Source organism: Psychrobacter sp. TB20-MNA-CIBAN-0197 (assembly GCF_040309765.1).
Taxonomy (GTDB): Bacteria; Pseudomonadota; Gammaproteobacteria; order Pseudomonadales; family Moraxellaceae; genus Psychrobacter; species Psychrobacter submarinus.
Window position 1 is genome coordinate 1 of the sequence record NZ_JBEOPC010000717.1, and the last position, 266, is coordinate 266.

Annotated in this window: 1 protein-coding gene; it reads left to right on the plus strand. The window is 60.5% G+C overall.

Going from position 1 to position 266, the window contains the following annotated elements; all coding sequences use genetic code 11:
• The coding region (locus AAEY83_RS15690) for a DUF815 domain-containing protein (protein WP_351060424.1) at nt 1-233 on the plus strand (233 nt) is incomplete at its 5' end.
• Between the last annotated feature and the right edge of the window lie 33 nt (nt 234-266).

A 266-nucleotide genomic window follows, 5' to 3' on the forward strand; every position in this document is an offset into this window, starting at 1 on the left:
GTTTCGGTCTGTGGCTGTCGTTCTACCCGTTTACCCAGGAACATTTTCTCAACGTCGTCGAGCACTGGATCGGCCAGTTGGCCGCCAAGGCCGGCCTGAGCTGGCAGCGCGACGAAGCACTGGACATCCTCGCCGTGCGCTGGGCCACCGGCCGCGGTAATCGCAACGGACGTTGCGCGTATCAATTCGCCCGCTACTGGGTGGGACTGAAATTGCTGGAGCACAAGGCATGATTGATTTGCAACAAAGCGGCCAGGGCCTCGAAG